Genomic DNA, 26,843 nt, shown 5'->3' on the forward strand with positions numbered 1-26,843 from the left:
TTTCTCCTTTCATTTATCTTTCCTGCCTTTCTCCTCCAAATGAAATGACATAGACCGGATTTTGTCCCGTCATCATATGATATCTTCCGACTTCCCGTGCACGCGCTGTCTGCACAGAGACAACCTCTGCACCGGAAATTTCCTGCTCTTTCAGATAAGTAAGCGCCTCTGTGACGGTCTCCAAGGTAATTGCATTGATCACAACCCGGACCGCTTTATTTTTTTTGCGGACGATATCCAGAATTTCTTTGAGATTTCCCGAGGAACCTCCGATAAATACATGTGTCGGGGCGGGAAGATTTTCCAGTGCCTCCGGCGCTTTTCCGTGAACAATCTTCAAGTGATCTACAGCAAATTCCACTCGGTTTTTTCCCAGAAGCGCTACTGCCTCCTCATTTTTCTCCACCGCATAAACAACACCATCAGGAGCCTGCAACGCCATTTCCACAGCAACCGATCCGGTTCCTGCACCCACATCATAGATCACAGCATCCTTCCAAAGCCTCAGCTTAGAAATGGAGATACTTCTAACCTCTTCTTTCGTCATCGGAACCTTTCCCCTGCAAAACTGTTCGTCCGGAATCCCGCAAACGACCTCACGCCGCTCTGCTCTCCGATTCCAGATTAGAAAAACTGCGAGCGAATCGGTTTCCAACTCACAGAATTCCCTCACATTTCCCTGAAAAATTCGCTCCTCCGGATAAGAAAGTCTCTCCCCAACTGCAATTTCACAGTCTCCAAAGCCGTACGCTGTCAATCTCTTACAAAGTTCTGCAATCTGATTCTTTCCTCCTGCCAGCGCAAAAACCATAGGATGTTCCCGTACACCGGAAACCAGTCCTTCCTCTCTCCCGTGGACACTGATCGCCTTCACTTTTTCCCATGGGACATGCAGCTTCGCACAGAAATAGACAAGAGACGAAATTCCGGGGATCACGTGGACTTCCAAGTTCTCCTCCTGTTCTTTTACATGTCCAAGGAAATCCTTTGCTCCACTGAAAAAGCCAACATCTCCAGAAAGTACAACCGCAATATTTTCGTGCTGTGGATGTTCTTTGATATATTCCAATATTTCCTCCGCACGGTAGGCGCAGAAAACTTGCTGTCCTTCTTGTCTGACTGCCTCTGTCATCCGCTTCGCACCGATCAGAAGATCCGCCTCCCTGCATGTACGGCTGGCTTCCCCAGTCATCGTCTCAGCAGATCCCATCCCGATTCCCACAAGAGATACCCGTCGTCTTCTGCCTTTCTCCGACTGATCTCTCATTTCCTTTGTTCTTCTATCTGTTTCCTCTTGAAACTGTTTTTCCAGCATTTCTTTGCACTGCTCCAAAGAAAGCCCTTCTTCCTTCTTTGGTCTTCCTATGATCACAAGCGGAATCCCAAGCTGTTCTGCTGCCTGCTCCTTCTCCCGAAATCCACCTGCTGTTCCCGACTCTTTTGTCACGACATAAGCCGCATGACACTGTGCAAACATTGCTTCATTCAATGCTTCTGAAAACGGTCCTTGCATGCAGATTACATGTTTTCCACGGATTCCAAGCTTGGCACATACACTGATAATCTCCGGAGCCGGCAGAACTCGCGCGTAAACCCGCTCTTCATAGTCAGGAATCTCGGTAAATGCTCCAAGCTCCTTACTTCCAGTTGTCAAAAAGATATTTCCGGCTGTCCCACTTAAGTACCGGGCTGCCTCCGCAGCAGAATCTACATAGATGTTCTTTCCATATTTTTTATATTCTTCGGATTTTCTGACAACTCTGATATATGTTCTTCCACCTTTCTCACAAGCAGTTCGGATATTTTTTGTCACTTCCACCGCATAGGGATGAGTAGCGTCAATGACAACTTCCGGCCTCTTTTCTTCAAAAAGTTTCCTCATATCTTCCTGATCCAGTCTCCCGCGGTGTACTTCCAGCTGTGCATATTCTTCCAGAACAGATTCCCCGTATTCTGTTGCCACACAGATCATGGCTGGAATCTGTCTTTCCTCCAGAAATGCTGACAGTTTTCTCCCCTCGGTTGTGCCGGCAAATACTATTGCCCTACACATTCCGATATCCTCTCGGTGTTACCATCATCTCTTCCAGTGACATCGTCTGTGAATTACCGATAAATACTGTTGTAAACATATCAACCTGCTCTTCCTTCAGCGCTTCTAACGACAGAACCTTCTTCTGTTCCCCGGTTCTTCCAATATTGACCACAGTTCCGCAGACAATATCCGGACTCTGATACTCCAGTAAAATCTCACAGGCCCGCCGCAGATAATCTTTTCTCTTTTTGCTCGAAGGGTTGTAAAGACAAATGACAAAATCTGCCTCCGCTGCAGCCCGCAGCCGTCTTTCGATCTTCTCCCACGGCGTCAGAAGATCACTAAGACTGATTAGACAGAAATCATGCATCAGCGGCGCTCCAAGTACCGCCGCCCCTGCGGTGGCTGCCGTCACTCCCGGGATCACTTCCAACGCTACCTCGGGATAACGCGCACCCATCTCGTAAAGTAACCCCGACATGCCGTAGACTCCTGCATCTCCGCTGCAGATCATTGCGACCGTCTTTCCTTCCATCGCCGTCTCAAATGCCATTTCACATCGTTTGACTTCCTGCCGCATCGGTGTTGTCAAAAATTCTTTCTCTCCGAAATGTTCCCGAATCAGATCTATGTACACCGTGTAACCAACAATGACATCACATGTCTTTAATACCTCCGCAGCCCGGATTGTCATCTGTTCATAGTTTCCCGGTCCAATTCCAACAATATATAGTTTATGCAAAATGAATCCTCCATTCTCTCACAGCCAGTGCCGCTGTCACACCATCCACCGCTGTCTTTCTTTGTATCAATTTCCCACCGTCACTTGCAAGAAGTGCACTTCTCTCGCACACGTTGTCTACTCCCGTTGTCTCTTTTACAAATGCAGAAGAAGTAAAACTTCCCTCCACATCGTTTAAAACTTCTGCCGGATAGACCGCAAACGGAATCCCTGATTCCCTGCACCACTCTAAAATGCCCTGCTCCCTCGCTTTCAAGTCAATACTCGCCACCCGGATGATTGCTTTTTTGTCGATATCCGCTTCCTTGCAAGCCTCATACACACACCGATTGATCTTTTCCTTATCTGTCCCTCTCCGACATCCAATTCCTACCGTCACTGCCTTGGGGATCAGCGATAATACTCCTTTTTCCCCGCATCTTTTAATTCCGATATAGATTCCCGGACGTGCTGGCTCTTCTGCAAAATCCTCGCAGCAGTAAAGTCCTTCCGGAAGAATCTCCGGCAATTCTTTCTCACAACATATCGGGATCTTTTTTCCTGCAAGCAATGCTGCGGAAATCTCTTTTGCCAATTTCAGATCAGAAATCTCTAAATCATTTTCTTTTGCAAACAAGTCGACTGCAAACCGTTTCTTTCTGTCTGTCGCCGTCGTAATGACCGGAACTGCACCCACTGCATCTGCAATCCAGAGTGCCAATGCATTGGCGCCCCCCAGATGCCCTGCAAGAATCGGAATACAAAACATACCTTCTTCATCCAAAACGATCACCGCTGGATCTTTCGCTTTATTTTCGATGAACGGCGCGATACTTCTCACCGCAATCCCGACAGCACCGACAAACACAATTCCATCCATCTGTCGCATCCATACTTGCACCTGCTCTTTTAGTTTCCCAAAAATGGCCGTTGCCCTCATTGTTTCCGGCACCTCTTCTTCCATGACATACCGGCTCTTCACATAACGAGAAACTTCATATGCGGTATTTTTTGCCAGTGTTTCTATTTGTCTTGCAAGCCGGGTACCCGCCTCGGTAAAACTGACGATCACAAGCTTTTTCTTTTTGCTTTCTATTTTTTTCTGCTGCTCTGTCAATGCTTCTTACTTTGTCCTTTCTCGCTCACTTGCTTCCTGACTTCTCCCCTCTCGAAATTCTGTCGTGAATTCCGGATGGTATAAATCCGATCTGCGATACTGTTGCGGCAAAATAACATCACCTACAATGATCAACGCCGTCTTCGTAATACCATGTTCCCTCGCGGTCTGTGCCAGACTTCCTACAGTGCAAACATATTTCTCCTCGTCCGCCCATGTAGCTTTGTAGACGATCGCCGCGGGAGTATTCTCCTGATAACCTCCTGCAACCAGCCTCCGAGACAATTCTTCTAACATTCCAGTGCTTAAGAAAATGACCATCGTCGCCTGATGAGCTGCAAACGACTCAATCGACTCTTTTTCCGGTACCGGTGTCCGCCCTGCCATGCGAGTGATGACCACACTCTGAGAAATATCCGGCAGTGTGTATTCAAGATTCAGCGCCGACGCTGCACCGCAGAAAGAACTAACGCCCGGGCAGTAATCATAGACAATCCCTTTTTCATCCAGTGCATCCATCTGCTCCCGGATTGCCCCATACACACAAGGATCCCCTGTATGCAGGCGGACAATTTCACACCCTTTTTGATCGCCTTCTTCCATCACCGTCAGCACTTCCTCCAGTGTCATCTTTGCGCTGTTAAAGACTTCACATCCTTCTTTTTTCTCATCCAGCAACTCCGGATTGACTAGGGATCCTGCATAGATAATAATATCCGCTTCTCCAAGCAGCCGCTGTCCCCGGACGGTAATCAGATCTTTCGCCCCGGAGCCTGCCCCTACAAAATGTATCATAATTCCTTTTTCTCCTTTACAATGATCAGTGAATAGTAACCTGCATCTTCTGGGATTTCATCGATAGTACTATAAATTTTCTCTCCCGGCATCCCGCAATTTTCAATCATGACTGCCGTGGCATCTGCCTGCTTCAACAGTTCTTTGACATGTCCCATCTGTTTTCCTGCCTTCATCAATACTTTTGTCCCCGGAAGCTTCAATGCTTCCTCGATCTGATACGATGCAGGAATGATGTGCAGCATTTCTGATTTTTCCACCAGTCCCATATTCAGCCGCGCTGCCACTGCACAGAACGATGGAATTCCATTGACGATTTCCACAGGATAGCCTGCTTCTGCCACTCTATGGTGAACATAGAGGTAAGTTGAGTAAATCGTGACATCTCCCAGTGTCAAAAAGGCCACCTGCTTTCCTTCCCTTAAAAATATCTCAATAACCTCTGCCGCTTTCTGATGGCTCTCTTCTAAGCGCACCGGATCTTTCGTCATCGGCATCTTTACCGCAACCCTTGTTTTTTCTGTGATCTCCGGGAATACCGGGAGCACAATCTGATATGCCACACTTTTTTCTACATCTGTTCCGGGAACAATGATCACATCACTCTCCCGCATGATCCGCAGTGCCTTCAAAGTCAAAAGTTCTGCCTCTCCCGGTCCTACTCCAATTCCATATAATTTTCCTATCATTCCTCTATTGTCTCCTCATTTTCTGCAATCTTCTTTAAAAATGCTTCCGCGCATGCGGTCTCTCCAATCTTCCCTATCTCGCTGGAAAATACAATCGCGGCAGTTGGCAGTTCTCCTTTTGTCCGCCATTCGAGATAATGTTCCATCCGCGCCATCAGCTCTTTCATTGCCGCGTCACGTTCTTCTCTGCCCAGAAGTTCCAAAGCCTCTTCCGTCGTCGTACAGTCCAGAATCTTCCGGACCACTGCAGAATCTATCCCTGCCCGAAGTCCTGCCGCCCCGAAAATTTCCATCCTTGCATCCGCACACCGGGAATGTGTGTTCATAATTCCTCCCGCCACTTTCACAAATTTACCAAGATGCGCCACAAATAATATCCCTTTTGCTCCAAACTGCGCTGCCAGATCAATCGTCTCTCCGACGAAATTGCTGCATTTGACTGCACAGTCCGGGCTGATCCCATAAGTTTCCTTCAGAAAATCTAACCCGTAATTTCCCGGTGCAGCCAAAAGCCAACCGTTCCCATTTGCCAGCTGCATCTGAATTTCCACACGGATCGTATCGATCAATGCCTGTTCACTCATCGGTTCCACAACCCCACTTGTCCCAAGCACGGAAATCCCACCTGTAATTCCAAGCTTAGGATTGAACGTCTTCTTCGCAATCTGTTCTCCTTCCGGGATAGAAATGATGATCTCAAGTCCTCCTTCGTATCCATAACAGTCGCAGATCTCCTCTGCCTCTTTTCTGATCATCTGTCGCGGCACCTTGTTGATAGCGGCAGCTCCTACCGGCTGGTCCAATCCTTTTTTGGTCACTCTCCCAACTCCGCGCCCTCCGTCAATTTCAATTTCCGTTCCATCTTTTCTTCTGACCGATGCATAGACAAATATACCGTTTGTAATGTCCGGATCATCTCCGCTGTCCTTTCTGACGGCACAGCTGACACGCTCAATCTTTTCCCCCTGCCTTTTCATCTCAATCTCACAGACAAGAAGCGTCAGTTCCTTTCCTTTCGGGAGGATCACATCCACCGATGTTTTCTCTTCTCCGGAAAGCAACATCCATACTGCTGCTTTTGTCGCAGCCTGGGCGCATGTCCCTGTTGTATATCCTGCGCGAAGCCTTTTTTTCTCCATCTGTCCATCTCCTTTTCTAGTCTTCTAAAAACAAATGGCCCATCTCTCAACGATAAAAAGACAGCCTTTCGGCTGTCTTTTTATACACGGAAAAGAAATGCTTCCGCATCTCTCATAAAATCATTTTGTAAAATCATTCTAAGCTGTGTATACTCTTCTCCTCACCGAAAGATGTTACTTACCTATTGACCGATATCCTGACTTAGGACTAAAACCTACTTCCTGCCCTTCCCGCATCCGAAACTCATCCGAACACAGTGGTATGCAGGGTTCGTCATCCCTTACAGTAGAGTGAGCTGTTGCGGACTTTCACCGCATTCCCTGTTTCATTGGCATCTGCCAAAGTCAATATACGGTTATTCTACAAAGTTTTGAAAAACCTGTCAACTTAAAAATATTGAATCGTAACTGATTTCCCCATCTTTTCGGCAACTTCTTCCAGCTGTTCAACGAGATTCATGCGAATACTCAGATCAAATGGAAGGTTAGAATTCCGGTGTGCCACATTCATTGCCTTTCCAACAAACAGATGAATCTCTGTGCATTCCTCAATCAGCATTTTGGCAAGTTTGGATGCTCCATTATTCTTGTCCAGCTCCTCAAAAAATGTGGCGTCAATCTCCTTCTTCACATATTTTTTCAAGAGCTTCAACGCCAATCCAAGCGTCAGTACTCCTTCTGTCACAAGGTCGATTCCTTCGATGAGCGCCATCGGCGGCACTTTCGGATCATAGTCTTTCAATGAAGTGTAAATTTCTTTGCCAAGCACCCTTGCTGTAATATTGGCGCTTGTCCCTCCGGATACCACCTTTTTTCCTTCCTGCTTCATGAACGACTTCACAACCCGCTCATCGTCCTCCTTATTCTCCGGCGGCCCGGTAAAAATATTGACGATCTGCCGCGGGATCACATGCATAACAGCAACTGTCGTATCATCTCCCGGACGGTGCCCATAAAGTTCATCACAGGTATCTGCAAGCGAAACCGCCAATCTTGATGCGGAGATCTCCTCCGACAGGCAGCGGATCGCCGCCTTCGCCATACTGTCCCATGTCCAGCCAAAATTCAGGAAATCTCCCGGCCCTGCATAGAGCACCCCATCACTCATCAGAACAAAGTAGTCACCCAACTCTACCCGGAAACGATATTCATGGATTTGCTTTCCTTCTATATTCCGCTCCTCGTATGGATAAGACTGTACTTTATGATCCCGGATAAAAATACAGCTTGGATTGTCAAATTCCACCAGATATGCTTCTCCATTCCGAAAAATCTGAAGAATGCTAAATGTTGCATAGGCAACTTCCCTTACTTTACAGACCGGTAGCGTCTTTGCGATCGTCTCCACACAAGACTCGATCGTCGCCCCGTTAAACAACATTGTTCCAAGAATCTTTGAGGTCAGCGTAGCCAGAATATTCGCCTTGACACCGCTCCCCATACCATCTGCCAAAATCACAATATCCGAATCCACAGTCTTTAATACTTCCACTTTATCCCCGCATAGCTCCTCGTGGTGCTTATTCAGGCTTTTCCACGCAACATCTACACTGATTCCCATGGCTAGTCCCCCTCTCCATCAAGGAGAATCGAATCCCGAAGCTTTGTCAGAGTCACTTTTGTCTCTGCGGTCGTCTCTCCTAACAGCCCGGCAATTTCCTGTGCGACCATCATCTGTTTGTCAATGACACGCTGTGCCATCTCCACCGTCTCCATTTTCAGATTATAGTGTTTCTCTTTTGCTTTTTCTTCTTTTGTGATGTCCTGATAAATAATCAGCACCGACTCCATCTCCGGAATATATATGATCTTTTCCTCAGCTTTCATGCCTAACTGCTCCAGCTTCACTTTCTTGTATGTAATCGACTCTCTCGTCTGGAAAACGTCCTCTACATCTGCTGTATCCACAAAGTCATACAGATATCTTTCCAGCGCTTCTTCTCTGCTGATTTCGAGCAACTCCTGCGCCTTCTTATTGCATTCCCGGATCCGCATCTCCCTATCTATAATGAAAATAAGATTCGGCGTCACATCCATCACTACATTCGACATGGACTCTGCTTTGGAAAGTGCATACGGCAGACACATACTATTCTCTGCTTTCTTCTGAAAAACTGCAATCGCCTTCTCCCGGCAGGTTGCGTATCCGCACGCACCACAGTTTAATTCATCCTTCTCAGAATACTTTCCTGTCTCTCTTAAAATTGCAGAAAGTTCCTCCTCGGTCGGAAGCTGCTCTTTTGGCGGATGCGGCGCAAATTGTCTGGAAAGTTCGACTTCCAAAGACTGTGGCTCATATTGTGCCTTCTGATGGGCAGCCACTCTCCGCTCCATCTCCACTTTTGCCTTGATAAACGACACATTCCATTTTCCAGATGCCGGTCCCTTGACACAGCCACCATCACAGACATTCGCTTCGATAAAACAGTGCTCCAATTCGCCTCTTTTCAAACTTTCCAGCATTTCCATACAATTGTCCAGTCCATCGACATACACTTTGTGGTATTGTTTTTTTTCTTCACCTTGCTCTTTCTCCCGCATTTCAGAAGAATCCAGCATCACGGACTGAAGAACTCCACCACTGACCGGATAAAGACGATTCACACCACAATCCGGGTTTGCCATTGGAAGATCTTCACATTCTTCCAGAACAATCTGTTCTTCCTCCAGCCACTGTTCTAATTCCTCAAATGTCAGAATCGCATCCACTGCGCCAAACACGCGGGAATCTCCCATCGCCTCCTGCTTTTTCGCAATACAGGGACCAAGAAAGACAACCTTTGTCTGCTCCCCATACATTTTTTTGATCAGTCTTCCGTGCGCGATCATTGGAGAGACAACCGGAGCAAGCTGGTCTGTCAATTCCGGATAATACTTCTCCACAAGTTCATTCACACTTGGACAGCAAGTTGTAATGATATTTTTATACGTCCCTTCCCGCAGCAGTTTCTGATACTCTCTCGTGACAAGTGCCGCACCTTCTGATGTCTCCCGCACTTCATCAAATCCAAGCTTCCGAAGTGCTCCGACAACCTGTCCCGGCGTCCGATAATTCATCACTCCCAAATACGATGGTGCGATTGATACGACAATCTTCATATTCTGTCGAATATAGGCTTTGATCAGTTCTAGGTCACTTGCGAAACGCTTTGCATTCTGCGGACAGACTTCCAGGCATTTCCCACAGTGAATACAGTGATCATTCATAATGTGCGCCTGCTCATGTCGGACAGAGATTGCCTTGACACTGCAATTTCTCACACATTTATAACAGTGCTTACAGCTCGCATTCTGAAAATCAATTACTTTCATTCCATTCACTCCAATCATGACCACCCGTCCAACGGGTGGTTTGCTCTAGGGCTATAAGCCCTTGTTACTAGGCCAGCGTCTCAAGGCGCTGGCTTTCTCTTTCGACTATGGGAATTCTGTTTACACATCCTTCCCACAGCTCCGTTCAAGCCATATTGCTCTTGACTCGTCGCTACCCCTTAAGGGGTATTGTTACTACTTGGCATTACCCCTTAAAAGGGTCTTCATATTCTTTTACACTTAATTTATCCATTGCAATATCATGCTTTTCCTGTTCTTGGATATATTTTTTTATTGTTGCCTCATTTAATCCGACTGTACTAACATAATATCCCTCCGCCCAGAAATGACGATTTCCAAATTTATACTTTAAATTTGCGTGTTTATCAAATATCATAAGTGCACTTTTACCTTTTAGATATCTCATAAATGAAGATATGCTTATCTTCGGTGGAATACTTACTAACATATGAATATGATCTGGCATCAGATGTCCTTCAATTATTTCAACACCTTTATAACTGCACAATTGTTTTATAATATCTCTGATATCCGCTTTATATTGATTATAAATTACTTTTCGTCTATACTTTGGTGTGAAGACGATGTGATATTTGCACATCCATTTTGTATGTGCGAGTGAATATTCTTTCTTCGCCATAAATTACCTTTCCTTTCTACAATATAGCCTGAACAACTTTATTGTACACGGAAAGGTAATTTTTTTGTATAACAATCGACGCGCACCCGCATAGCGGGTGGATTATTGTTTCGCCCATCTCCATTTTTCGGATCAACGAAAAACTCCAATGGGCGAAACAGACTAAAGTCCACATTCAAAAAAAGGACCTTTCCTGTCGCAAGGTCCCTTCTTTTTGTTATTCATATTTTGCAAGAATCTCTTCTACATCTTCCGCTTTCACATGGTTGTACACATCGTCATTCACCATCAGAATCGGTGCCATGCCACATGCTCCAATGCACCGGCTTGCGTCCAGCGAAAATTTTCCATCGGCAGTACATTCTCCACCACCGATTCCAAGCACTTCCGTCAGCTTATTGTAGACATCTCCTGCTCCCTTCACAAAACATGCCGTTCCAAGACAGATCGATACCTGATATTTTCCCTTCGGGCTCAACGTAAACTGTGGATAGAAATCAACAACCTCCTCAATCTTGTGAAGCGGAATATCCATCTCATCCGAAATGATCGTCTGTACTTCCGTAGGAACATATCCATAAATCTCTTGTGCCTGCTGCAATACTGCCATCAATGCCCCCTGTTCGCTTTTTCTCTTTTCGATCACTTCACGCAGTACCGTCTCCTGTTCTTTCGTTCCCTGAAATGGAACTGTCGACTTATTTGCCATCTGAAAAACCTCCCTTGTTCTTATAACTATGTCAGTATACTGCATTCATCGTATCATAAATAGGCGCTTTTTGCCATATCGTTTCAAATTTTCATACAAAAAAACAGTCGGAAATGCTGTCTTATCACATTTCCGACTGCGCCTCATCTAAAAAATGATTTATTCGTCTTTCTGCGTATCGTCCTTCTCTTTCTTGGAAGATTCTGCTTCGGAAGGTTCTACTTGAGAAGATTCTGTTTCGCAAGGTTCTGGTTCAGATTTCTGAACTTCTGGTTCTTCCTCGGATTCCTTCTGTTCTATCTTCTCTGAATCATCTTGTTTTTCTGCCTCTTCCACAGGTATTACCTCTGTTTCAGGCATTTCCTCTATTTCAGAAACTTCTGCTGCACCCTGACTCTGTGCCTCATGGATCTTGTTCCAGTCTTCTTCTTCTTTCTTCAAAAGTGCTTCTTCTTCCGGATCCGGGATATTCTCTACAAGCGGAAGCGCCGGCAATACCTGTGTCTTCTCTTCTTCCAGACCTTCTAAAGATGTCTCCGCCTTTTCTTCCTCATCTGGTTGTGATTCTGACAGTTCCTTTGCTTCTTCCTCAAGTTCAGCAAGCTCACTGTCCAGTTCCTTCTCCAGCTCTGGGTCTGCTTCTTCAGAACTAATCTCTTCTATAATTCCCGGAAGTTCCCCTTTCTCTCCACGAATCTTCTGGCGTTTGGCTTCGCGGATTTTTCTTGCTCTCGCCTCCATCAGCATAATAACAACCAAACCGATCAGTGCCACAAGTGCTACCCCTGCCGCCACAAGTACCGGTGTCGGAAGCTTCGGCAACTGAAAAGAGTGTTTCTTTTCTTTCTCTGTATTCTTTGACACTTCTTTTTTATCTTCTGTATCTTCTTTTTCTGCCTCACCAGCAGCTTTGTCTTTCTCTTTTGCGAGCACATATTCCCCGCCTTTTTCAAAGATCAAAGTCACCTTATCCCGATCTACTACGATTTCTGTTCCTTTGTCCAGATTGCTTCTCTCATAGAGGAACAATTTCTCTGCACCTTTTAACTGCTCTGGAAGCTGGTAGATAACCGTCACTTTCCCCGGAAAGTTTTTGCTCATCATGAATTCCAATACTTGGTACGCACCGATTTTGTCCGATTCTTTCTTGGAAAGCGTAACATTTTTCTCGATGAGTTTTGTAAAAAGCTCATTTTCCGGATTCTTTATATCTGCCCCTTTGATCTTGATGGAGTAATTATCGTACTCTAATGTCAGCTCAAAGTTCGGATTTTTAGCAAGAACAGTCAAAATTTCCTTGTCAAGCTTATATGGCTTACTTCCGTTGACAAGAGAATTGCTCCCACCCTTGATCGCTGCATTGATATTCTCAAGCAATGTCGGTTCAGCAATACTTCCCACTGTGTTTCCCGCTGAGGTCCCACCTGAACTTCCTGTGGACTGACTCTTGGAAGGATTTCTCGTTGTATTCTGATTCTCCGACCCGCTGTTGTCCATAGTTCCTTGTGTATTGCCCTGCTGGTTCCCATCTGGTTTCGATGATTGATTCTCCTGCGGTAGATCTGTCTCCGGTTTCTCTGGCTCTTCCGGTTCTACCGGAGGTTGCGGATCTGGATTTTCTGGCTCTACTGGGGGTTTTGGTTCTGGCTCTACCGGAGGTTTTGGATCTGGATTTTCCTCCTTCGGAACATCCACAGATGTGATCGTTCCATTTCCGGTATTTCCATAATACACTTTCCCATCATCGCCAATCAGAAGATAATCTTCTCCATTTTTCTTCGTCTCCGAAGTATAGACGGTCTCCACCGTCATCTTTTTGTCTGCGTCAAACTTGGCCACATACAAATTTGCATAGTCTTCTTCCTGTGTAAAATACACATAGAAATTCTTACCTGATTTTGTAACCGCCTGACTAACGACCGGATGATCTGTCTTCTGTGACAGAATCTCAGTAGCATCAGATTCAGAGTACACCGCTATGTAACCCTGACCACTTCCGCCTGTCACAAACACCTTCCCTTCCAGAATCGAAATAATCGCATTTCCTTTATCTGGCAGCGAAATAGTCGCTTTCTCTGTCACCTTCCCATCACTGCTGAGTGTAACCTTGTAAAGAATTCCTTCATCTGTCGCAAACCACACAGATCCATTTGCCTCTACAAGCGGACTTCTCACTTTCCCCGTGATGTCATCCTTCTTGTCTTTCACCTCTCCGGTCTTTGCATTTGCAAGTACCAGTTTTCCAGAGTCTCCTGCAAATAGTACATTCTCTCCGAGAATAGCTGCTTTTGTACCGATATAATTTCCTTCTTTTTGTTCTGCTGACTTCCACTCCGGTGCAACTGCATCAGTTCCTGTCCTAGAGTCTGTCTTAAATGCAGCAAAATATCCTGATACTTTCTGCTCCTGTGCCACCGGACTAAAACCTGCATAAATCATATGATCATGATATAAAATCTGGCTCTGTACCGAAAATTCTTCCGCAGGCTTCTCTGTCAAAAATACAGAGCTTAGATCAGATGTCTTCACCGCCTGAATCCTTCCGTCTGAAAGTGGGACAAACAACATGCCATTCCCATTTTCGATGACTGCCGATTCGGATGCATCCGCTGCTAGTTCTGTGGAAGCGGTCTCCTTTCCGGTTGTGACATCAATTACTTTTAGTACATTTCCAACAGTCACATAGAACTGATTCTCTATCATAAGCGGAAGTGAGGTCTGTATCTCTGCTGCATCACTAATCGTCCAGTGAATCTCGGCCTTCTCTTTTGCATTCTCAGTCTCGGCAGCAGATACTGCCAACGGTGCGCAGCTTAACGCCATCGATAACGACAAAGCAGCGCATCCTACTCTGAGGGTTTCCCGATATTTCCGATTTGGTCTCATCTAGTTTCTCCCCTTATTTCTATTTCTGTCTCTAAAATATATCTGAGTCTAATCATTTCTATGTTACTCATCTTTTGCCCTGCTGTCAACCTCTCCGGAGTGATTTCCCAATTATTTCTATCGCTTCTTTCTCACTGTCACTATACAAAATCTACTTCGCTCCCACCAGATGACATGCCACTCGATGCCCTTTCTGTACCCCTCTCATTTCCGGTGTCTTTTCTTTACAAATCTCCTCCGCATATGGACAGCGCCCGCAGAATGCTTTTTTATAACAACATTCCATCCCACTACTTTCATTATAGAAAAAAGTGATCAATCCTACCAACTGATCACTTTGCCTTTTTACCGGATAAACATCGCATCTCCAAAACTAAAGAAACGATATCTTTCTTTAATTGCTTCCTCATATGCATTTAATACATGCTCTCTTCCTGCTAATGCCGAAACAAGCATAACAAGTGTGGACTCTGGCAGATGGAAGTTTGTAATCAGACAATCCAGTACTTTAAACTGATATCCCGGATAAATAAAAATATCCGTCCATCCACTCACTGGGGCGATCGTTCCATCTTCTTTTGCCGCAGACTCAATAGTGCGGCAGCTTGTAGTACCGACCGCAATGACTCTTTTGCCATTTGCTTTTGCAGTGTTAATCTTCTCTGCTGCCTCTTCCTCAATCTGATAGAACTCAGAATGCATATGGTGTTCTAAAATATTATCTACTTTCACCGGGCGGAATGTCCCTAGACCTACATGCAAGGTCACTCTCGCAATCTGCACTCCTTTTTCCTCAATCTTCTTTAACAGCTCCGGTGTAAAATGAAGTCCTGCTGTCGGCGCCGCTGCAGAACCGCTGTGTTTTGCATAAACCGTCTGGTATCGGTTCTTATCTTCCAACTGATGTGTGATGTACGGCGGAAGCGGCATCTGTCCAAGACGGTCAAGGATTTCTTCAAAAATCCCTTCATATTCAAAATGGATCAGACGATTTCCTTCTTCTACAATATCCACCACTTCTCCGACTAACAATCCGTCCCCAAAGCTGATCCTTGTTCCGATCTTAGCCTTTTTCCCAGGTTTTACCAATGTCTCCCAGACATCGTTTTCCTTTCTCTTTAACAGCAATACTTCAATCTTTGCATCTGTTCCGATTTTGGAACCGATCAGCCTTGCCGGGATCACTTTCGTGTCATTGATCACAAGGCAGTCCCCTGCCTCAAGATAATCTATGATTTCTCGGAACACATGATGTTCTGTCTTTCCCGTCTCCTTATCCAGTACGAGCAATCTGGAACTGGAGCGATCCTCCAGCGGATCCTGCGCGATCAATTCCTCCGGTAAATCAAAATTAAAATCTTCTTTTCTCATCTTCCGTCTCCTTTATTTCTTGTCGTTCTTCTATCTTCTCATTCATTCTGTCTCCCTGCATCTGCCGGCAAACTTCTCTATCTACTTTCTCCACGCTCTGTCTCTGCTCTGATCCTGCCCGCACAGCTGGATTCTGCATAGGATGATGTGGCATCCCATATGATCCCTGTGGTACTCCGCTATTGACAACTGCCACTTTCACTCGCTTCTCGTAAATCACGCGCGTACCACAAATCATATCATGCAATCCCCTCTTCTGTCCATCAATTCCTGCCATGATATATCCGATTCCCCAAAAAAAGCTACACAGAAATCTTCCGATTGTTTCCCGATAGATTACATTAAAAAGTGTAAGTTTCTCTCCTGTTTCCGCGACTACACGGAGATTCATCAGCTTTTTCCCAAGTGTTGTACCGGTATAATACGTCAGCAAAATATAATACAACACTCCGCCAAGATACAGATAAATATCCTTGATCGTATACGAAAACAACACCCTATACTCCAAAAGTTCCGTCGGAAGGAGCAGCGAAAGCAAAGCAAGCGGAATCCTTGCAAACAACAAGATTCCTCCAACTATTACCATATCAATCAAGTGCGCCGCCATCCGGACAAAAAATCCTGCACATACAGCCGGCTCTCCGGCTTTATTGTAACTGTTCTGCATAATACATCAGCACCCCGCTTCCAAGATCCTCATTCCATTCCGTCAGCACTTCCGCCTCAGATTTTGGTTTGAGTGTCTCCAGTTTAGAAAACAAAGATGCGAGCAGAGGCACTCCCTGCTCAGGTTCATAAAATGTTGTACATCCTGTTTCCTGTTCCATTGCTTCCTGCATTTCCTCATACAGACTAATCTCATCGATCAACCCATTTGCTTTTGCCTGTTTTGCAGTGTAAGTTCTCCCATCTGCAATTTCTCTGACAGTCTCTTCTGTCATCTTTCTTCCATCTGCAACAATTTCCACAAACCGATCAAAAGACTCATCAACAGAACTCTGGTAAATCGCAATCTGTTCCTCTGTCAGCTTACTCATATCTTTATTTTTTCCGCTAGTAATACTCACAGAGCGGATTCCCAGTTTCTCATACAGTCCACTCATATCGTATCCGGACATAATCACACCAATCGACCCTGTTGTCGTATTGGGATTCGCATAGATCTTATCGGATGGTGCAGAAATATAATACCCGCCAGACGCTGCATAATGCTCCATGTAAGTCCAAACCGGACGTCCGGTTTCTTCTTTATATGCTACTAATTTCCGGTATAGTTCCTCCGACTCATATACTGTTCCTCCCGGGGAATCAACTCGAAGTAAAATCCCCTGATTTTTCTCATCCTCCATCATCCGATCAATATAATCCAATGTGGTATCATGCTGATAGCCTGCCACAGTATCAAATATACCGTCGGAAGAAGTCTGTTCCTGAATCGTCCCTTCCACAGCAACAATTCCAATATATGGTTCTCCCGGAAGGGTTGTCGTATTTCCTCCTAACAGCGCATCCTCTGTCTTTTTTGCCGTATCCGCCAACATTCGCTCAGATAATGTATTTGTCAGCACACTGGAAACTCCTGTCACAATAAAAAGTCCTGCGGCAACAACCGCACCTATGATCTGTTTTTGATTCATCTTCTGTTCATCCTTTCTTGCCTTTCCCATTTCCTGCAACTGCTATTTCTTATTCTACCACAGGAAAAAAAGAAAGTCATCAAAAGTTGTTCATCAACAAAATAAACTATAATGTTGCATAAGAGTCACCCTTTTTTCTCCATTAGCAACGTATACCATCAACTAAAAAATACACCTTACTAAAAATCTCTCAGCAAGGTGTATTTTTCATAAATACTTTTATCTATTATTAATTTTCTTTTCTATTTGCTGTTTTCCTGTTTCTTTTTGAAACACAAAAACAAATCATAATGATGCCTCCCGATACTATCAGCAGCAAAATCAACCCGGTAACTACAACAGGGTCTCCTGTTTTTACCGACTCTCCCTTACTTGGTTTTTGAGCTGTTTGCCCATTCGGCTTTTCTCCATCCGGTTTTGGCTGTCCCGGTTTTGGTTGTTCTGGGTTTGGTTTTTCCGGGTTTGGCTGCTCTGGGTTTGGCTGTTCTGGGTTCGGCTGTTCTGGGTTTGGCTGTTCTGGGTTCGGCTGTTCTGGGTTTGGCTGCTCTGGATTTGGCTGTTCTGGATTTGGCTGCTCTGGGTTTGGCTGTTCTGGGTCTGGCTGCTCTGGATCTGGCTGCTCTGGATCTGGTTGTTCCGGAACAGATGCCAAAAATTCAGCAGCTCCAATATCAGGCTTTCCATCGGCAAGGCTGTTTCCAAAGAAATCTTTGTCATATCCAACCCCATTGATTTGCGGGAAGTTATTTCCCATCACATAGTCAATACTATTTCCATTTTTCGCCTGCTCAAAAAGATTTCTTGGAGACATACCTCTTCCGTCAACTAACTCTGTACCTCCAAAATGTTTCCATGCTTCGTCTACTGTAATTCCCTTGTCGATCAACACGGAAGTATCTTCCAATTTATATCCATCCAGCGCTCCAGAGGATCCGGTTACTGCTGTTTTACTCTCATTTACTTCAGGGCCGGTTCCAGGTGCTGTCAGACCTGCATCTTCCGCTTTCAATGGGTTATCATCCCCCTCAAACGCCTCTATCCCACCAGTATATGCATTATTATATAATTTCATATACGTTGTCAGATTTTGTGTTTCTCCTCCATAGAATTTCTGTCCTTCTGGGTAGTGGAACACATTATTAAATGCAAAGGTATCATTTACCCCTTGTCCAGCTCCTGTATTTGATAAGAAGAAGACTCCCCTCTCTAAAAGCTGATCTGAGTAAATTGTGTTGTTATAAATCATAGTTCCTTTTGGGCATCCCTGTGCAAATTCAAATGTTTTATCACGGTCATTCTGACTGATATTGTAGCGCACTGTCGCTCCTGTATGCGGATACCCACCCATAATAAGCATAAACCCACCTTCGTTATTGTGGCTGTAATTATACTGCATAACCGAGTTTGAAGATGCATGGTCACAGTCTAATCCCTGACCATCCGTTGTTCCATGTGTCTCATATGCTTCGTTATATTGCAACACTGTATTCGCTGCTTCAAATGGCCAGATACCAACATTATATCCTGTATTCTGATACCGACAATCTCTTACCAGGTTATGTTCAATCAATGCCCCATCTGTATCTCTGACTGTAATTCCATCTCCTCCGATTTTCTCCATATAGTTGTCTCTTACAACTACGTTGGTCGATGGATACCAGTTTACAGGGACACCCGGATCATTCTTTTCCCACTGGTTACACCACTGTGAACTGATCAACTTAATTCCAGATCTGTCCACTCTCTCAAATGTACATCCCGAAATTAAAATCTGATCATATTTGCTTGGAACTCCTGTTAATGTTCCATTTTGTATATTTGCTTTTACATCGAAGAAAATTCCACCATTCCACTTAGATTTAATATTTCCATTAATGTCATGAATATAGCAATCTTCAATTCGAATATCTGAAGCGGTTCCAAAATCACGGATTGACACGTTAATTGCTCTTAACGCTTTTTCCTGATTGTTGCTTCCATTCAACTCAAAATTTTGATTATACTTTTGATCTAAGTTTGTAATTTCTAAACGATTAATATGAATATACTGCTGATTATATAATGAAATTACATTTTCAACTTCTCCGTTTCCTTCCAGTCTTGGCAGTTCCCCTTCTCCGTAAGAACTGATTTCGATTGGCTGTTCTGCACTTCCCATTCCCTGAAATGCTAACTGTTCCCCACGGAATACACTTCCACATTTTAATAAAATACGATCACCTGGGACAAACAAATTATGTTCTTTAATTCTCCCTAATGTTCTCCACGCTTCTTTTTCCGATGTCCCGGCAGATTGATCGTTTCCACCTTCAGAGTCTACATAAAATGTTTTCGCTTCTCTCACCGTATCATCTTCAAACACGGCATTGACTCTCAGTTTTTCAAACTCTCCCGCCGGCATCACAAATTTATTATCTACAATCGAAAGTCTTTCCATTCCCTCCACCTGATATTCTTTGAAGCGATAGCCCGCTTTCGGAATCGTCTGGAGTGTAACCGTATCACCTGCTTTTGCTTCTGCAACATCCGAAACTGCTGTTCCGGCACGATGTTCCAAATCTTCCTGCCCATTGTAAATTGTTACAACTTCAATAGGTTTCTTTTCGCAAATTTTCTCTACGAGCAGATTGTCAAATCCCATTGTCGCTCCCTGTGTCATATTCCATAACTGAACTTTTGGTGTCATCCCACCCCAGTTGTTCCGTTCTGTATAAGCTAGAAGTTCTTGACCATTTGCAGAAACTCTGACTTCGTTTTTTACTACTGTCACTTCTATATGTGCATATTGATCTGTCAACTGAAACGCTGCTTTTTTTAATTCCACATTCGTTCCGTCAATTTTTCTTAGCATCAGACTTCCCTGGGAATTAATTGCCACTACATAACGTTGTGTACTTTGTTCTCCACCACGAAAAGCAATCTGCATTGTGCCTGAAGTTTGCGTAACTCTCCTTACATCCACAGAAATCCGATAGCCTTCCTGTGCAGAAACCTGACTCCAGTCAATAGCCGGCTCATAGAAATTGCTTCCTTGTCCTTCCGGGATATCTACCACCAATTCTCCATTAGAAATGTGAACTCCTTCTGGAAGCGCAGCTCCTGGTTCGCTTCCAAAATCATCAAAAAAGACTTCATCTTTCCCTGGCTCCCTTGTTGTAAAATACGCCTTTACAACTACCGTAGGAAATTTTTCGTTTAGTTGAAAACGGTTGTTATCGATTGTTACCAGATTATCTGTATTGGTATCATACCGTTGAAAAACATATCCATGATTTGCTTTTACAGTTAATGTCACCCACTCTCCGGAATGTCCTGACAATTTATCTGCGGTCAATGTTCCGCCAATATGTTCTTCATCTAATTTTCCGTCTGTATAAGTTTCTAGAACAACCTGACATTCTGTCGCTGCCGCCTGTTCCTCTGTTTGTACCATTTCTTCTTGTGGTACTATTTCTTCTGATTGAATTTCAACCTGTTCTTCTGTCACAATCTCCGATACATTTTGTTGTTCTTCTGCCGCAACCGCATACTCCAGCGAACCTCCAGCCAAAAGCGTTGCAGTCAAAATCATACACGAGATTCTCTTTTTCATATGTTTCATTTGCTTTCTCCTTAATTATTTTTTCATAAAATTCCAAACGTTAGACTCTGAAATCCTTTTTTGCAATTCTACTTCAAACTTATTTGCAATGTACTGTTCCAACACTGCTCCTGATACTTCCTCATAGGACAGATACCCTCCATCCTCCCGGCTTGTACAATACAGTTCTTTTTCTTCCCCCTGCGCTGTACTCCAGATAACTTTTCCTCCTTCCTCCAACAACAAAAGCCTGTTGACAAATTCCTCGTCGAATTCCATTTTTGCACGAATATTATTTTTGTCCAGTATCACAGATTCTTTATAAATCTCTCTTCCATCCTGCCGCACTGTGTATTCCGCACAAACCGTATCCACTTCTTTGAAATTTTCCTGATGAGTCTTGTAAAATTCATACAACTCTTTTTTCTCAACACGTTTCATCATGTGGTCCTTTAAGCTTCTTTCATACTCTCCGAGTTGCCGCTTATAATATTGCATTGGCGTAAACTCTACCGGACCATATAAAGGTTCTCCTTTCTGCTTTATCTCTTTTCTTTCTTTATTTTCAGTTTTCAAAGACTTTTGAAACGTCTCATAAGAAAACTCATCAGCCCGTCCTTCCTTTGCTGCCCAGTTAAAAATGACCCTTGACCGTATTGCCCTATCTATATCATGATTGTGAAACCGTATCTCTTCCTGTGTAATACCTTTCCCATCCACAATCAATGGATATTCCATTGCGAGCAGATTCTTTATTAAAAAAAATCCAAAAAAGAGTAGGAGTACACTCCCTCCTATCACAATTTGCTTTTTTGTATTTAATTTCTTCCCTCTTATCGAAAACCGCTTCATGCTATCCCCTATCCGTTATTTTTTATTTTTTATAAATAACAAAACGTGCTTTTTCTTCTATTTTGTAATTTTTAGCTGTTTTATGCTTATTAATTATTTTTATTTTATAACGAAAATAGGTTCTTTAGCAAGAACATTTACATTGCTATTTTACACAATATTTTCTTTTGATTTTTATGCATTTTCACTATAATTTGTTATATACTTTTTACATTTTTATTTTATTTATAATAATTTCCATCCCTATCAAGAAGCACACAAAAAAGGCAAAACCCATTACATTTCGCAACAGATTCTGCCTTCTATTGAAACACTATGAAATTTCTATTGAAAATATTTTTCTAAGACACTTTCTCAGAATAACATCCAATTTCTACTGTCTTAATTCAATTCCCATTTCTTCTAACGCTTTTAAGATTCTTGTCATTGCCGCTGTGACATCTGCTTCTTCCAGTGTCTTATCTTTTGCACGGAATACGATAGAATATGCGACAGACTTAAATCCTGCCTTGATCTGCGCACCTTCGTAGAGGTCAAATAACTTGTAGCTCTCTAAGTAAGCGCCACCTTTTTTCTCAATTACATCTTCCACCTGACCAACTAAGATTTCTTTTGGCATTACCATGCTAATATCTCTTGTCACTGCCGGGTATTTTGCGATTCCTTCGTATTTACGGTCAAAAGTAGCAAGCTCTACCACTTCCGGCATATCAATGACTGCCACATATGCTCTTGTTCCGATTCCATAAGTATCTGCAACATCCGGATGTACTTCTCCTAAGTATCCAACAACTTTTCCATCGTAAATGATGTTTGCCTGACGTCCTGGATGTAAGAACGGTTTTCCTGCATGCGGATCATATGTTTCTTTCTTGTGCATACCGATCTTTTCAAAGAATTCTTCCACAACACCTTTCATACTAAAGAAATCACCTTCTCCGTACATACCAAGCGTAAACTGCATACGCTCTTCCGGAAGTTCTGTAACCGGAACTTGTTTCGGAAGATAAATATTTCCAAGCTCATAGAGACGGACATCTTTATTTCTTCGGTTATAGTTTGTTGCTAGAGAAGTTAACATTCCATTTAAGGATGTAGTTCTCATAATGCTGTAATCTTCTCCGAGCGGATTCATAATCTCTACTACTTCACGCAGTTTCGAATCTGCCGGAATCAATAATTTATCAAATACTTTCGGGCTCTCGAAGGAATATGTCATTCCTTGGCTGAATCCATAGAACTCTGCAATGTTTCTTGCAACTTCCTCGATACGTAACTTGAAGGACAGTTTTCCTGTCGTCGCCTCTCCTTTCGGAAGTGTAGTTGGGATATTATCATATCCATAGAATCTTGCTACTTCTTCTGCAAGATCCGCAAGGCGGAACAAATCATGACGGAAGGTCGGTGCGATCACTTCCTTTGTATCCTCATCGTATTCCAGACCGATTTTTGCAAAATATCCCAACATTTCTTCCTCAGAAATGTCTGTTCCAAGCATCACATTGATCTTCTCTGCATCAAACGGAACCCGAACTGGTTCTTTTACTTTTCCGTATACATCCACAGTTCCCCCGACAACTTCTCCTGCTCCTAATTCCTCGATCAGCTGACATGCACGGTCGATTGCAGCTTTTGCATTGTTCGGATCTAATCCCTTTTCAAATTTTCCGGACGCATCTGTACGAAGCCCCACTTTTTTGCTGGATTTACGGATATTTGTTCCATCAAAACATGCTGCCTCGAATAACATAGTCTGCACATCATCTGTGATCATCGTATTTTCTCCGCCCATGATTCCGGCGATTCCAACAGATTTCTCTCCATCACAGATCATCAGAACAGATTCATCCAACTCTCTCTCCTGACCATCCAATGTCACAAACTTTTCTCCTGACTTGGCAGTCTTCACAACAATTTCTTTTCCTGCGATCTTTTCCAGATCATAAGCATGCATTGGCTGTCCGTATTCTTCCATCACATAGTTTGTGATATCAACTAAGTTGTTGATCGGGCGGATTCCTACTGATGCCAATCTTCTCTGCATCCATTTCGGAGATGGTCCCACTTTGACATTTTTTACAACTCTTGCACAGTAACGCGGGCAGAGATCTACATCTTCCACAGTTACTTTAATATAATCATTGACATCCTCACTGTTTCCAGTCTCTGTCACAACCGGTGGATGAAATTCTTTTCCAAATGTAGCTGCTGCTTCTCTTGCAATTCCAACCACACTGAAGCAGTCCACACGGTTTGATGTCACTTCATATTCAAATACGACATCATTTCTTCCAAGTGCCTCGATTGCACTGCTTCCTACAACAGCATCCTCCTCAAAAATGTAGATTCCATTTTCTGCTGCTTCTGGATACATGTCCTTTGTAGATCCAAGTTCCTCGATAGAACACATCATACCGAAGCTGTCTACCCCACGCAATTTTCCTTTTTTGATCTTGATTCCACCTGCAACCTGCTTTCCGTCATGGCTTCCCGCCACACGTCCGCCGTCCAATACAACCGGAATTTTTGCTCCTTCAAATACATTTTTTGCTCCCGTTACAATCTGTACGGTTTCTGATCCAACATTTACCTGGCATACAACAAGTTTATCTGCATCCGGGTGTTTCTCGATCTTCTCAATCTGCCCAATCACGATTTTTTCCAAATCTGCATCAAGCACTTCATATCCTTCTACCTTTGTTCCGGAAAGTGTCATCGCATCCGTATATTCCTGCGCTGTGACATCCAGATCCGGTACATATGCTTTTATCCATGATAATGATGTATTCATGTTTCTATTCCTTTCTCACTTCGATATTTCTGTCTTTCTCACTTTTCCATTTTCCTGAAAACTGACTTTCCGGAGAATTGTGTCTTCCTCTCTGCACATGCTTCTCCGCCCTTTTCTGATGAGTTCCAATCTGTTTTAGAACTGTTTTAAGAAACGGATGTCATTTTCATAGAGCAAACGCATGTCGTCAATCTCATATTTTAACAGCGCGATACGCTCCAGACCGACACCGAATGCAAATCCATTGTACTCTTCCGGATCAATTCCGCACATCTCCAATACATGTGGATGAACCATACCACATCCTAAGATCTCAATCCAACCGGATCCTTTACAGAAACGACATCCCTTTCCGCCACATTTGAAGCATGTCACATCCACCTCAGCGCTCGGCTCTGTGAATGGGAAGTGATGCGGTCTGAATTTTGTCTTTGTCTCTGGTCCGAATAATTCTTTCGCAAATACTTCCAGTGTTCCTTTTAAGTCTGCAAAAGAAATATTTTTGTCGATCACAAGTCCTTCAATCTGGTGGAAAGACGGAGAGTGTGTCGCATCCACTTCATCTGAACGGAATACACGACCCGGAGCGATCATACGGATCGGAAGTTCTCCCTTTTCCATCACACGCGCCTGTACCGGGGAAGTCTGTGTACGAAGTACGATATCTTTATTGATATAGAAAGTATCCTGCTCATCTTTTGCCGGATGATCTGCCGGAATATTCAACTTCTCAAAGTTGTATTCATCGTATTCTACTTCCGGTCCTTCCACAACCTCATATCCCATTCCAATAAAGATGCGTTCCACTTCTTCTAATGCGATCGTATTCGGATGACGGTGTCCGACCATATTTTTCTTCGATGGCAGTGTCACGTCAATGACTTCAGATTTTAACTGTTCCTCACGAAGTGCTCTTTCCATCTTTGTCTTTGTCTCTTCTAATAACTCTTCAATTGCCTCTCTCGTCTCATTGACAAGCTGTCCAACCTTCGGTCTGTCTTCCGGGGCAACATCTTTCATCCCTTTTAAAACTGCTGTCAGCTCTCCCTTTTTCCCAAGAAATCTGATTTTTACATCATTCAGTTTTTCCGGTGCATCAGCAGCCTGGATCAGTCTGACTGCTTCTTCTTGGATGCTCTGTAATTTTTCCTTCATCTTTTCTGATTCCTCCTAAATAAAAAAATCCCCGTCCCCAAAAGGGACGAGGTCTATCGCGGTACCACCCTAATTCCTGCTCATAAGAGTCAGGCTCTCGGACTGCGTAACGTGCAGATACGTCATCTTCTACTAAGTTCCGGGCATCAATCACCTGGAATCCTTTCCAAAATGCAGCTCCCGTGGGAAATTCGATCCCTATCTGAACTAAAGGAAACTTCCAGCCGATGATTTCCTCTCTCTGTTAGAAAATAGTTCTCTACTGACACGTTCAACGCCTTTGATTTATCAATAACTCATTTGATTGTCTGAATCACTTATTATTTTATCATAGGTTTTTGTGATGTCAAGTGGTATTTCATAAAACAGAATCTCAGAATGCAAGATACCTGCCGATTTACAGCCAAAGCCGCTTTCCATCCAAAGCTACATATTGTAATACATCATCCGTATCGTAGACTAATTTTAACGAAAAGAACGGACGATTTTCTTCCAGAAGCCGTAGGAAAATCTTATCACCTTCCCACAAATTCAAGTCATAAATCGCTGCTTTTTCTACCCATTCCAGCTCCCCTTCATCACACAAAATTTGTGTCCCTTCAAACCCATCTGCAGTAAAAAGAGACATGTATTCGATTGTATCTTCTCCGTATACAAAAGTTACAATTCCCCGGTACTGCCATGAAGTCAATGTGTACCCGGTCTCTTCTTTGACTTCTCTTAAAAGGCACTCTTCCGGACTTTCATTTTTCTCAAAATGCCCGCCAACACCGATCCACTTATCCCGATTGACATCATTTTCCTTTACTGTACGATGTAACATCAGATATTTTCCGTCTTTTTCTATGTAACACAATGTGCTTAATTCTTTCATTTGCAGTCCCCTTTTCAATCCACTAATATACACTTTGCAATACGTGCCTGCAACCTTCTTTATAATGCTGCCAAAAGAAAGAGTCCTATCAGAAACACTCCGATCCCCACAAGAAAAAACATTGTTCCCAGTGCACAGTTAATGTAAATTCCACTGCCACTGATATAAGATCTCTGTGGTTTCTTCTGATTATAGTGAACTGTATAGTCCCTATTTCGACGGAACACTCCGAAGGTTGTCCATCCTGTCCTGCCCTCATACCGCACTCCATCCACCATATACTCATATGTGGCAGTGATCCCCTTCTGATCTGTTCCCAGAGCGCTTCTTGACTCCAAAATCCTTCCGATCGTACAGCTCCTACATGTAAATAACTTATAGTATTTTGGGAAACTGTACAAAGCCCCGACAAGCGTAAATGTAACCGCAACAATCCATACCGCAATCATATGTATTCCCCCACTATTATCTTAATCTTCTGATTCTAATCTCTTTTCACAAACTATGATATAACAAAGC

The 26,843-nt window shown here is 43.6% G+C and carries 21 protein-coding genes, 1 riboswitch and 1 other annotated feature; all 21 genes read right to left on the reverse strand.

All coding sequences use genetic code 11. The annotated features are described in order from the left end of the window. Nucleotides 1-13 precede the first annotated feature (13 nt). Nucleotides 14-2,053, reverse strand: coding sequence for a precorrin-6A reductase (gene cobK, locus ACGG81_RS09365; RefSeq protein WP_390107990.1), 2,040 nt, complete (start codon nucleotides 2,051-2,053; stop codon nucleotides 14-16). Continuing rightward, nucleotides 2,046-2,777, reverse strand: a complete 732-nt coding sequence (gene cobJ, locus ACGG81_RS09370; RefSeq protein ID WP_009262270.1) for a precorrin-3B C(17)-methyltransferase — start codon at nucleotides 2,775-2,777, stop codon at nucleotides 2,046-2,048. The genes cobK and cobJ overlap by 8 nt, the downstream gene beginning before the upstream one ends. Continuing rightward, on the reverse strand, nucleotides 2,770-3,873 hold the full coding sequence (locus ACGG81_RS09375; RefSeq protein ID WP_390107993.1) for a cobalt-precorrin 5A hydrolase: 1,104 nt from the start codon (nucleotides 3,871-3,873) through the stop codon (nucleotides 2,770-2,772). Before ACGG81_RS09375 ends, cobJ begins: the two co-directional genes overlap by 8 nt. A gap of 6 nt (nucleotides 3,874-3,879) precedes the next feature. Then, entirely contained in the window at nucleotides 3,880-4,668 is a 789-nt protein-coding gene (cobM, locus tag ACGG81_RS09380) for a precorrin-4 C(11)-methyltransferase (RefSeq protein WP_116441353.1), read from the reverse strand. After that, complete coding sequence (gene cobI, locus ACGG81_RS09385) at nucleotides 4,665-5,357, reverse strand: precorrin-2 C(20)-methyltransferase (RefSeq protein ID WP_116441352.1); 693 nt, start codon at nucleotides 5,355-5,357, stop codon at nucleotides 4,665-4,667. The genes cobM and cobI overlap by 4 nt, the downstream gene beginning before the upstream one ends. Beyond that, a complete protein-coding gene (cbiD, locus tag ACGG81_RS09390) occupies nucleotides 5,354-6,496 on the reverse strand; it encodes a cobalt-precorrin-5B (C(1))-methyltransferase CbiD (protein ID WP_390107996.1) in 1,143 nt (380 codons plus the stop codon). The genes cobI and cbiD overlap by 4 nt, the downstream gene beginning before the upstream one ends. Before the next feature lie 169 nt (nucleotides 6,497-6,665). Further along, nucleotides 6,666-6,861, reverse strand: a riboswitch (cobalamin riboswitch). A gap of 23 nt (nucleotides 6,862-6,884) precedes the next feature. Continuing rightward, the gene (locus tag ACGG81_RS09395) at nucleotides 6,885-8,057 is read right to left on the reverse strand and encodes a SpoIIE family protein phosphatase (protein ID WP_390107999.1); all 1,173 of its coding nucleotides are present in this window, start codon (nucleotides 8,055-8,057) and stop codon (nucleotides 6,885-6,887) included. Between the two features lie 2 nt (nucleotides 8,058-8,059). Continuing rightward, entirely contained in the window at nucleotides 8,060-9,808 is a 1,749-nt protein-coding gene (locus ACGG81_RS09400) for a [Fe-Fe] hydrogenase large subunit C-terminal domain-containing protein (protein WP_178027516.1), read from the reverse strand. A 205-nt stretch (nucleotides 9,809-10,013) separates the two neighbouring features. After that, nucleotides 10,014-10,469 (reverse strand): IS200/IS605 family transposase, encoded by a 456-nt coding sequence (gene tnpA, locus ACGG81_RS09405; protein ID WP_009263864.1) that lies wholly within the window; start codon nucleotides 10,467-10,469, stop codon nucleotides 10,014-10,016. A gap of 217 nt (nucleotides 10,470-10,686) precedes the next feature. Further along, a complete protein-coding gene (locus ACGG81_RS09410) occupies nucleotides 10,687-11,178 on the reverse strand; it encodes a complex I 24 kDa subunit family protein (protein WP_008975060.1) in 492 nt (163 codons plus the stop codon). A gap of 159 nt (nucleotides 11,179-11,337) precedes the next feature. Then, a complete protein-coding gene (locus tag ACGG81_RS09415) occupies nucleotides 11,338-14,064 on the reverse strand; it encodes a PQQ-binding-like beta-propeller repeat protein (RefSeq protein ID WP_390108002.1) in 2,727 nt (908 codons plus the stop codon). A gap of 151 nt (nucleotides 14,065-14,215) precedes the next feature. Next, nucleotides 14,216-14,350, reverse strand: coding sequence for a hypothetical protein (locus ACGG81_RS09420; protein WP_270456908.1), 135 nt, complete (start codon nucleotides 14,348-14,350; stop codon nucleotides 14,216-14,218). A gap of 59 nt (nucleotides 14,351-14,409) precedes the next feature. Further along, nucleotides 14,410-15,435 (reverse strand): tRNA preQ1(34) S-adenosylmethionine ribosyltransferase-isomerase QueA, encoded by a 1,026-nt coding sequence (gene queA, locus ACGG81_RS09425; RefSeq protein ID WP_008975058.1) that lies wholly within the window; start codon nucleotides 15,433-15,435, stop codon nucleotides 14,410-14,412. Beyond that, a complete protein-coding gene (locus tag ACGG81_RS09430) occupies nucleotides 15,416-16,102 on the reverse strand; it encodes an RDD family protein (RefSeq protein WP_390108005.1) in 687 nt (228 codons plus the stop codon). The genes queA and ACGG81_RS09430 overlap by 20 nt, the downstream gene beginning before the upstream one ends. After that, entirely contained in the window at nucleotides 16,083-17,072 is a 990-nt protein-coding gene (sppA, locus tag ACGG81_RS09435; protein ID WP_390108008.1) for a signal peptide peptidase SppA, read from the reverse strand. Before sppA ends, ACGG81_RS09430 begins: the two co-directional genes overlap by 20 nt. Nucleotides 17,073-17,301: 229 nt before the next feature. After that, nucleotides 17,302-20,673: an InlB B-repeat-containing protein gene (locus ACGG81_RS09440; RefSeq protein ID WP_390108011.1), complete on the reverse strand. Its 3,372-nt coding sequence runs from the start codon at nucleotides 20,671-20,673 to the stop codon at nucleotides 17,302-17,304. A gap of 15 nt (nucleotides 20,674-20,688) precedes the next feature. Beyond that, nucleotides 20,689-21,390: a hypothetical protein gene (locus ACGG81_RS09445; protein WP_390108014.1), complete on the reverse strand. Its 702-nt coding sequence runs from the start codon at nucleotides 21,388-21,390 to the stop codon at nucleotides 20,689-20,691. A 487-nt stretch (nucleotides 21,391-21,877) separates the two neighbouring features. Then, the gene (gene pheT / locus ACGG81_RS09450; protein WP_390108016.1) at nucleotides 21,878-24,295 is read right to left on the reverse strand and encodes a phenylalanine--tRNA ligase subunit beta; all 2,418 of its coding nucleotides are present in this window, start codon (nucleotides 24,293-24,295) and stop codon (nucleotides 21,878-21,880) included. 135 nt (nucleotides 24,296-24,430) lie between these two features. Beyond that, nucleotides 24,431-25,450 (reverse strand): phenylalanine--tRNA ligase subunit alpha, encoded by a 1,020-nt coding sequence (gene pheS / locus ACGG81_RS09455; RefSeq protein WP_390108019.1) that lies wholly within the window; start codon nucleotides 25,448-25,450, stop codon nucleotides 24,431-24,433. A 39-nt stretch (nucleotides 25,451-25,489) separates the two neighbouring features. Next, nucleotides 25,490-25,734: a binding site (T-box leader), on the reverse strand. Between the two features lie 113 nt (nucleotides 25,735-25,847). Next, a complete protein-coding gene (locus ACGG81_RS09460; RefSeq protein ID WP_390108021.1) occupies nucleotides 25,848-26,324 on the reverse strand; it encodes an NUDIX domain-containing protein in 477 nt (158 codons plus the stop codon). A 59-nt stretch (nucleotides 26,325-26,383) separates the two neighbouring features. Then, nucleotides 26,384-26,773, reverse strand: coding sequence for a DUF3592 domain-containing protein (locus tag ACGG81_RS09465; RefSeq protein WP_009262283.1), 390 nt, complete (start codon nucleotides 26,771-26,773; stop codon nucleotides 26,384-26,386). Nucleotides 26,774-26,843 lie beyond the last annotated feature (70 nt).

Origin of the sequence: Faecalimonas umbilicata (assembly GCF_042846195.1) — a bacterium.
GTDB lineage: Bacteria > Bacillota > Clostridia > Lachnospirales > Lachnospiraceae > Faecalimonas > Faecalimonas umbilicata.